Below are 8,690 nucleotides of genomic sequence, written 5' to 3'. Positions count from 1 at the left end.
GCCCCCGCTGGCCGAGGCGCACGCCGCGCTCACCGGGCAACTGGAGGGCGGGGTGGCGGCGTACGAACGGCTGGTGGTCACCGCCGCCGGCTACCTGGCCGAGGACGCCCGACCGGAGGCCGCCCACCCGGCCGCCGACCGGCTCACCGAGGCGACCGACCTGCTGCACGGGGTGGCCGGGGCGCTCGCCGAGCTACGCGCCGTGGGCACCCCGCTGCGCGCGCCGACACGCTGACGACCTGCGTACCGGGCCCGCTCGTCACGGTGGCGTCGTCACCTGGATCGGCCCGCTGTACGGCGAACTGCCCACGACGTTGAACGACCGGACCCGGTAGTGGTAGGTCACCCCCCGGGCCAGCCCGGTGTTGGTGAAGCCGCGGCCGGTCACCGTGAAGACGGCCACCTCCTGGTCGAAGGTCGGGTTGAGGGCCCGTTGCACGACGAACCCCGACCCCGGGCCGATGGGCGTGCTCGCCGCCCAGGCCAGCGTCACCGTCGCGGTGTCCGGCCCGGGGGCGCTGGCGGTGGCGCCCACCCCGCTCGGGGTGCCCGGGACGGGCGGCGACGTCACGGTGGCGACGGTCGACCACGCCGAGGCGGCTCCCAGGTAGGTGGTCCGCACCCGGTAGTAGTACGTGGTGTCCGGTGCGACAGTCGTGTCCAGGTGGTTGTCGCCGACCCCGATCGCCGTGGTGCCGGGGCCGCTGGTGAACGTCGGGTTGGTGGCCCGTTGCACGTCGATGCCGGTGGCGAACGACCGGTTGGTCCAGCGCAGCGCCACTCGCAGCGGTGCGGCCGGCGGGAGCGCCGCGACCAGGCCGTGCGGCGCGGCCAGGTGCACCGAGGCGGGCACCCCGTTGGACCAGGACGAGTAGCTGACCGCGTTCTCGGCCCGGATCCGGTAGTGGTAGGTCACCCCGGGGGTGACGGTGGCGTCGACGTACCGGGTGGCGGCGGCCGCCACGGTGATCGTGGTGACCTCGCCGCCGAAGGTCGCGTCAGTGGCCCGTTGCAGCAGGTGGCTGGTGGCGGCCGGTCGCCCGCCGTTGCTGGTCCAGGCCAGCGCGATCGCGGGTAGCGCGGTGGCCGAGCCGGGCACCGGCGTGGCGGTCAGCCCGGTCGGTGCCTTGGGTGCCACCCGCAGCACCAGCGGCCGGGTCATCCCGCCGTCGCGGTGCCCGGCGAGCTGGCTGTGCCAGCGGTACTCCCAGCCGAGGTTCACCAGGTGGTTGACCACCGAGGCGGGTCGTCCGTCCGTCGGACTGACCGGGGTCGACCCGGTCCGGGCTCCGGCCGGGCGACTCGGGTCGAGGAGCCGGACGCTGTCGCCCAGCTTGAACGGCAGGGTCGGGGCGACCGGGCGCAGCGCCACCATCACGTCCTCCCGGGGGTTCACCCGGACGATGCCCTTCCAGCCCAGCTCCGTGCCGTGCGGAAGCCGCAGGGTGCCGTCCCAGCCGACCCGGTTGACCACCTGCACGTCGCAGCCGCCGAACTGCAACGGCTCGGTCTGCCGGACGTTGCCGATGATCCGCCACAGCTGCGTGCCATCGGTGAAAGTGCCCACCGGCGCGGCGGGGTCGGTCGCGAAGAGCACCTCGGTGACCGGGTCGGTCGGGCCGAGCGGCAGGGTTGTCGGGTTGAGCGGCCCGGCGTGCGGGTGTCCGACGCCGAGCCGGCCGGTGAGCCGGCCATGAGCCGGCTCGAAGGTCTGCTGCGCGGCCTTCACCGCGACCGGCAGCGTCACCGGGCTGGTCCCGGACGTCGGGGTGAACGTCACGGTGGTGGCGTGCACCGGCACGGTCGTCGTCACGGCGGTCCGGGTGCCGAACGCCGGGTCGTACGCCGGCTGCGGAACGATCGGCGGGCGCTGGCTGGCCGCGTACGCCAGGGGGAGCCGCGCGTGCAGCCGGTCCAGGTCGTACCGGGGCGCGGGCACCCCGGTGACCCGGAACTGGAGCAGGGTGCGGGTGTTCGGGCCGTACCCCGGTTCGGTGCGGGGCGGGCCGCCCTCGGTGGTCCGGTCCGGTGCGTCGGTGTGGTGGTCGTAGCGGCTGTCGAAGCCGGGCAGCGGGGCCGGGGCGTCGTTGTACAGGATCAGCGTGCTGCCCGGCGGTACGGCGGCGAAGTCGACAAGCACGTCGGCCCGTTCGCCGGGGGCGAGCAGCAGGGTGTGCCCGTCGACGTTGAGCACTGTCGGGTCGAGCCGGTCGTAGCGGTAGCCGATCGGCCGGTTCGGCAGCACCACCGGGGCGGGCAGCAGGCCGGCCTCGTTGCCGATCTGGACGAACTCCGGCCCGCTGGCGCGCGGGTCCGGCACGCCGCCGTCGCGACCGTCGGTCGGCCACCCCGCCGGTCGGTCCGCGGCCCGCGCGGCGGGCACCATCGGCACCTCGCCGGCGTCGGCGTCGGCGAGCGCGCCGTCGGCCGTCCACATCGTCGCGTCGGAGCGGGCGCGGTAGAGCTGGAGGTTGAGGCTGCGGTCCAGGCAGGCGTTGAGGATCCGGAACCGGTACGCGCGTGGCCGCACCTCCAAATACGGGTAGGCGACGCCGTTGACCAGCGGGGTGTCGCCGTACGCCGCGGGGACGGCGGACGGGTGCGGGACGCCGGGGCTCAGTGGCGGCTCGTCCGGCGCGCCAACCGGGTCGTGGTGCGGGTTCGGCACCGGGTCGACCGGGTGGCTGCCGTCCGGCGCGGGGTTTCGCGACCAGGGGCCGTAGTCCCACCGGCCGGTGGGGTTGCGTCCATCGGCGCGGTACGGGTTCTGCCGGGGCTGGTAGACGTGTGGGTGCCAGAGGCTGCCCCGGGCACCCCAGCGTTCCCGGTCCCAGGTTGGGTCCTCGGCGGCGAGCTGGGTGTCGTCCGGGACGAACGTCTTGTCCTCGATCACCAACGGCAGCTGGTCGGACGGCAGCACCTGGTCGGCGACGAGCTGGTCCTCGACCGGATCGGTGAGCAGGTAGGGCGCGAGCTGTCCGGCGTAGACGGTGAGCCGGGCCAGGCCGAGGGTGTTGTCGTGCCACCAGAGCAGCCGACCGCTCTGCTCGTTGGGGAAGTAGAGCGTGGTCGCCCCGGCACCCGGCGCCGGCATGTCCGGCACGTGGGCCAGGCCGGGTCCGTTCGGGTACGGGGTGATCTCCCCGGCCGGAGTGATCCACTGCCCGGGGTTCCCCGCGCTGGTCCAGCCGGTCTGCGCCCCGGTTAGGTGCGGCACCGCCCGGTTCTGCGGGTACGGCGCCGGTCCGTCCAGCGGGCCGAGGCCGGCGCCCTCGACCGTGTCGTCGACGGGCAGGAACAGCTCGCCGGCCCGGCCGGTGGGGAGCTGGTTGATGAACTTCACCCGGACCGGTCGTCCTCGCCGGGCGAGGATCATCGGGCCGAGGTGCCAGGGCCGCTCCGGAGGGGCCACCGTGTTGTGTCCCGCCGGGTCGGTGCCCAGGTTGAGCTGCCGGTAGCCGCGCAGCCGGGTGGCCGGCAGGTCCCGGTGCAGTCGTTGCGCGTACTCCTGGAGGCCGATCTCGTAGTAGTCGCAGCCTGGATAGCTGATCGTGTCCGGCGTGGCCACCGGCAGCTGGCTGCCCAGATCGGTGCGGCCCCGCTGGCCGGGGATGGGCAGCGGGTCGACGAACTTGCGCAGCCCGGTCCCGGGGACCAGCCGCCCGTCGGGGGCCCGTGCCGGACGGGGACTGTGCGCGAAGTTCGGCACCGGCCCGAAGTAGTGGGGCCGCACGGCCGGGTCCAGGCTCGGCGCGGGGGCGGTCGCCTCGACGGTACGCGCGGCCGGCACGGTCGCGGCCCGGCCGTCGGTGTCGCGGCTGGTCCGCTCGAAGAAGGTGGAGCGGAGTCTGCGGAACATCGCCATGACTCTCCCCGGTTCGGGGCACGAGGTCCGTCACCCCGGCGTGGCGGACCCCGGCACTCTGCTGACGGTCGGTGAGCGTTCAACCGCAGCATGCGACTCCGGCGGCCGGATAGGAATTACCCAATCGTCCGTTTCTGGGCCGGCTGCTCAGGCTGGCAGACCGGGCACCAGTAGGTGACCCGGTCGCCCAGCTCCTCCTTGTGGATGGCGGTGCCGCAGCGGCGGCAGGGCTGGGCGCGCCGGCCGTACACATAGCTGGTCTGCCCACGGCGCAGCGAGCCGGTGCTGCTCTGCGTCCACCGGCCCCGATTGGCGGCGAGCAGCCGCTGCGCGAGGGTCACCAGGCCGGGCAGGTCGGGCACCGCGCCGACCGGCGTCCACGGGGACACCCCCCGGAGGAACAGCACCTCGCACTTGTAGAGGTTGCCCACGCCGGCCAGGTTGCGCTGGTGGAGCAGCGCCTCGCCGATGGTCTGCTCGGGGTGGTCGGCGAGCCGGCGGACCGCTTCCGCCGGGTCCCAGTCGTCGCCGAGCAGGTCTGGGCCGAGGTGACCGACCAGCCGGTCCTCCTCGGCGGTCGGCAGCACTGTCAGCTCGTGCAGGTGGTAGCCGACCGCGACCGCGCCGGGGCTGCGCAGCACCACCCGGATCAGGTGCGCGGGTCGGCCGCTCCAGCGTTCCCCCGGTGCGTAGGCCCGCCAGGCGCCATCCATCCGCAGGTGCGAGTGCAGGGTCCAGTGCGCCTCGTCCGGGGCGGTGAGGCGGAGCAGCAGGTGCTTGCCCCGGCTGGCCGACTCGCGGACGATCCACCCGGTGAGATCCGTGGTCGCGAGCTGCGGCACCCGGAAGTCACTGCTCGTGATCCGCGCGCCGGCCAGCGCGCGGTGCAGCACGCGCGCGGTGTTCCAGACGGTGTCGCCTTCGGGCACCCCGCCATCCTCCCTCTTTCGAGCAGGATTCGCATGTGTCGCCATTTGTACACAGGTTCCTCATGATCTCCTGACATGCGAGGGTCAGGGTGTTCTGAGGAGAATGCCCATGACGCGACCCCGTTGTCGTATCCCATCCGCCGCCCTCGTCGCCACCCTCACTCTCCTGCTCACCGCCGCGCTTCAGACCACCATCGGCGGTCCCCCGAGCACACCCGGCACCGGCGCGCCGATCACCCTCACCGCCGCCGCACCCGGCGGCGAACGGTGGCAGATCGACCTGTCGGTCCTCGACCGCGACGACGTCAACGTCCGCCGCACCGCCGCCGGGCTACGCCTGCGGGAGGCCCGAACCACCGGGCGCGGCGCCCGCAGCCCACACAGCGCGGTCGCCGAGGGAATGCTGCTGGCCGATCCCCGCACTCTCGCCCGGCCGGCCACCCGGGTGCGCGCCGAGATCAGCGCCTCGGTCCCGCCCGGGGCGACCGTCGAGGCGCAGGTCAGAGGTTGGCGGGCCGCCGGCTGGACGGAGTGGCGGACCACCACCACTACGACCGGCGCGGCCTTCGACCGGCCGGTCAGCCGGGTGCAGACCCGGGTGGTGCTGACCGCCTCGGCCGCCGGCGGCACCGCGACGGTACGCGACGTGCGGCTCACCGCCGACGCGACCGCCGCCGTCTCCGCCGCCACCCCCGGCCTCAGCTACCGGGTGTACGCCACGCGCATCGGGCTGGTCGGCGAGCTGACCGCCAACGGTCGTACCGTCCAACCCCGGGACCACTTCGTGGCGCTACCGTCGCGGCGCGGCCTCTCTCCGCTGAACACCGGCGACTACACCGTGCGGGTGTGCACGACCACCGGCTCCCGCTGCGAGTACGCGCCGGTCTGGGACGTCGGACCGTGGAACACCCGTGACGACTACTGGAACCCCTCGTCGGTACGGGAGAACTGGAAGAACCTCCCGCAGGGCCGGCCCGAGGCGCAGGCCGCGTACCAGTCCGGCTACAACGGTGGGCGGGACCAGTTCGGGCGGACCGTGCTCAACCCGGCCGGCATCGACCTCGCCGACGGCACCTTCTGGGACGGGTTGCAGCTGACCACCAACGCCTGGGTGGACGTCGCCTACCTGTGGACCGGAGGCGGCCCGCGCGGAGTGGTCGGTGACGGGCCGCTGAACATCCGCACCGGGGCCAGCACGTCGTCCTCGATCCGCGGTCTCGCCGCCCGGCTGGCCCACGTGCCGATCCAGTGCTACGTCGTCGCCAGTCGGTCGCCGGCCCCTACCGCACCACCACCCGCTGGAACCGCCTGGCCACCGGGCAGTACGTCAGCCACGCGTACATCTCGGCCGTGTACGGCGGCAGCGTGCCGGCCTGCTGACCCACCCCCGCCCGTCGGGCACCGCGTCAGGGGCGCTCGTCGGGGCGGGCCGTGCGCACCATGTCCTGGTAGCGCGGATGGCTGGCACCGTAGACGGCGTAGTTGAGTCGAGCGTGCGAGAGGCTCAGGTCGCCGTTGGGGCCACCCCGGACAGCGTCGGCGTCGGCGTCGCCCTGGCCGTCGTCGGTCCAGAAACAGACCGGGCAGGTCCCCCCGCCGGTCCGGGATGCACAGCAGGGACAACCTACAGGGACCACATGTTCACCCACCGGAGAAGCATTCCACAGTCGAACATCAGCCCGATACCCGCAGCAGGTCCCCGGGGGACGCCTGAAGGAGGTCCGCCGCCCGCCCGCCGTTGACAGCGACCGCGACCAGACCGGCCGAGTCGACGTACACCACCAGGTCGCCGGCCGGGGCGTCACCGAAGGTTCGACCGTGCACCGCCGGGCGGGCCGGCGCGGGTTCCGGTGGACGCACCAGAAGCATCGCCGGCAGCGCGGCGAGCAGGTCGGCCGGCGCGGCCAGCTGGACGTTGCCGAAGTGGTCCACTGTCAGCACCTCGGCGGTGAAGCCGTCGGCGTCCCGGGTGAGGGTCGGCGTCGGTAGCCGGACCAGCCCGGCCGGGTCGACCGGTGGCCCCGCCTCGGCCAGTCGCGCGCCGAGCGCCAACCGGGCCGCCGTCGGCGCGAAGACGTCCCGGCCGTGGAACGTGCTGGACACCCGGCTGGCCAGCCAGCGCGGCTCGGTCAGCTGCACCGCGCCGGTAACCCCACCGAGCGCGGCGGCGGCGTCCAGCAACAACCCGTTGTCCGGGCCGACCAGTAACCCGTTCGGGGTGGCGAGCGCGACCCCCCGCCGGGCGGTGCCCACCCCGGGATCGACCACCGCCACGTGCACCCCGACCGGTAGGTACGGCACGGTCTGCGCCAGCACGGCGGCACCCCGCCGGACATCCGCCGGCGGCACCAGGTGGGTCACGTCGATCACCCGGGCGGCCGGCGCGATTCGGGCGATCACCCCGTGGCAGGCGGCCACGAAGCCGTCGGTGTGACCGTAGTCGGTCAGCAGCGAGATCCAGGGTGCGGCGGACACCCCAGCAGGTTAACCCTCGGCCCCGGTGCGTCGTTCCAGGACGAGCTCGTCGTGCAGCGGGATGCCGTCCTCGCCCACCAGGGGGATCTCCGGCTTGAGCTGACGGGCGCGGTCCACCGCGCCGCGGTCCACGTGCACCAGCCGCATGCCGCGTCGCTGGTAGAACCGCAGCGCCCGCAGGTTGTCGTTCGAGGTGATCAGCCAGATCCGGGCCAGCCCCGCCTCGGCCGCGATCGAGGTCGCCGCCGCCAGCAGGGCTGTGCCGGCGCCGGTGCCGGGCACCGCCGCGACAAGGGTGACCACTTCCAGGCCGTCCCCGTCGACGCGGTAGGTCAACGTGCCGGCCACCGCCGCGCTGCCGTCGACCGCCACCAGGGTCGGCAGGGTACGCACGTCGTGCCGGGTGTCGTGGGCGACCACATAAGGGCCACCCCACTCGCGCTCGTGCAGCGCGTCGATCGCCGCCTGGTCGGTGGGTCGCGCTGGCCGCACCTCGAACCCGTCCACGTTCCGCTCCCCTTGATCCCGCGTCTGATCGCCGGCCCGGAGCGTACCGGCCGACGTGTGGCCGACCGGTGTTGGCGGATGTGGGACAGCGCGGTGGCCGACCGGCCCCTCGCGCCGCCGAGCATGGTTGGGCAGACTGCGCAGGTGACAGTTCGGAACCTGCCCGCCGTCGGAGTCCTGCTGGTCGTCGCCACCATCACCGCCGGCTGCGGCGGCGGTGCCGACGACGCCCACCCGTCGAGCGCGGCCTCCAGCGTCTCGTCCGTCTCGGCGCCGGCAGCCACCAGCTTGCCGGGTGCGCCGACTCCCTCGCCGGCTCCGTCCCGCACCGACCAGGTCGCACCCCCGTCGGCCGCGCGGTCCGTCGTGCCGCAGGGGCCCACGCAGCGGCGGCCGGCCAGCCCGTCGCCGGTGGTGCTACCGCAGCGGCCGGCCGGGGCTCCGGGCGCCACGCAGGTGATCAACGCGTTTCGGGCGGCTGGCCTGAAGGTGCCGGCCCCGAAGGACCGTTCGGTCGACTGTGGACCTGACGGGCTCGGGCTCGGCTGCTCCGAGATCGTCGCCACCGGCGCCGTCACGGTGTACGTGTTCCCCGACGAGATTAGCGCCAGCGACATCGCCGAAACCTGGGGTGGTCAGTCGTACCGGCGTGGTGCGGTGGTGCTCAACTACCTGGAGGCGCGGACGCCGATCGCCGACCGGCCCCGCTACGAGAAGGTCCTCAACAGTCTCGGTTGAGCGTCCGGGCGGGTGTTACTGCTGAGCCGCATACCTGTGCGGCATGAATATGACGCACAGGTATACCGGCGGACGGGGTGATGCCCGCCCAGCGTGGACTCTGTCGCGCGCCAGCACCTGTTCGTCTCCGCCCGGTGCCGCCGCGCCGCGCCGCCCGCGCCCGGGTCGCCCGCGAT

Annotated in this window: 7 protein-coding genes and 1 pseudogene; 3 read left to right on the top strand and 5 right to left on the bottom strand. The window is 74.0% G+C overall.

From position 1 onward, the window contains the following. Positions 1-235 (top strand): annotated as a pseudogene (locus JM949_RS30730) (phage shock envelope stress response protein PspM); the annotation flags it as partial. Positions 236-259: 24 nt separating this feature from the next. Here the strand turns inward: JM949_RS30730 and JM949_RS30725 are convergent. After that, on the bottom strand, positions 260-3,865 hold the full coding sequence (locus JM949_RS30725) for a hypothetical protein (RefSeq protein ID WP_203151606.1): 3,606 nt from the start codon (positions 3,863-3,865) through the stop codon (positions 260-262). A gap of 116 nt (positions 3,866-3,981) precedes the next feature. Beyond that, the gene (locus JM949_RS30720; protein ID WP_203151605.1) at positions 3,982-4,794 is read right to left on the bottom strand and encodes an Fpg/Nei family DNA glycosylase; all 813 of its coding nucleotides are present in this window, start codon (positions 4,792-4,794) and stop codon (positions 3,982-3,984) included. Between the two features lie 109 nt (positions 4,795-4,903). Between JM949_RS30720 and JM949_RS30715 the strand changes: the two genes are divergently transcribed. After that, complete coding sequence (locus tag JM949_RS30715; protein WP_238434190.1) at positions 4,904-6,280, top strand: hypothetical protein; 1,377 nt, start codon at positions 4,904-4,906, stop codon at positions 6,278-6,280. On the opposite strand, the gene JM949_RS30710 is transcribed toward JM949_RS30715, so the two are convergent. Genes JM949_RS30710 through JM949_RS30700 form a run of 3 tightly spaced genes read right to left on the bottom strand, consistent with a single transcriptional unit; the run spans position 6,201 to position 7,776 of the window. Further along, the gene (locus JM949_RS30710; protein WP_309232406.1) at positions 6,201-6,431 is read right to left on the bottom strand and encodes a CPCC family cysteine-rich protein; all 231 of its coding nucleotides are present in this window, start codon (positions 6,429-6,431) and stop codon (positions 6,201-6,203) included. The genes JM949_RS30715 and JM949_RS30710 overlap by 80 nt on opposite strands. A 37-nt stretch (positions 6,432-6,468) precedes the next feature. Next, positions 6,469-7,269, bottom strand: a complete 801-nt coding sequence (locus tag JM949_RS30705; protein WP_203151603.1) for an SAM hydrolase/SAM-dependent halogenase family protein — start codon at positions 7,267-7,269, stop codon at positions 6,469-6,471. A gap of 9 nt (positions 7,270-7,278) precedes the next feature. After that, positions 7,279-7,776 carry a GNAT family N-acetyltransferase gene (locus tag JM949_RS30700; RefSeq protein WP_203151602.1) on the bottom strand — a complete coding sequence of 166 codons (498 nt, stop codon included), beginning with the start codon at positions 7,774-7,776 and terminating at the stop codon, positions 7,279-7,281. 144 nt (positions 7,777-7,920) lie between these two features. Between JM949_RS30700 and JM949_RS30695 the strand changes: the two genes are divergently transcribed. Next, on the top strand, positions 7,921-8,514 hold the full coding sequence (locus JM949_RS30695; RefSeq protein ID WP_203151601.1) for a hypothetical protein: 594 nt from the start codon (positions 7,921-7,923) through the stop codon (positions 8,512-8,514). Positions 8,515-8,690 lie beyond the last annotated feature (176 nt).

The sequence above is a fragment of the Micromonospora tarensis genome, assembly GCF_016803395.1.
GTDB lineage: Bacteria > Actinomycetota > Actinomycetes > Mycobacteriales > Micromonosporaceae > Micromonospora > Micromonospora tarensis.
This window is presented reverse-complemented; position numbering and strand designations above follow the sequence as displayed.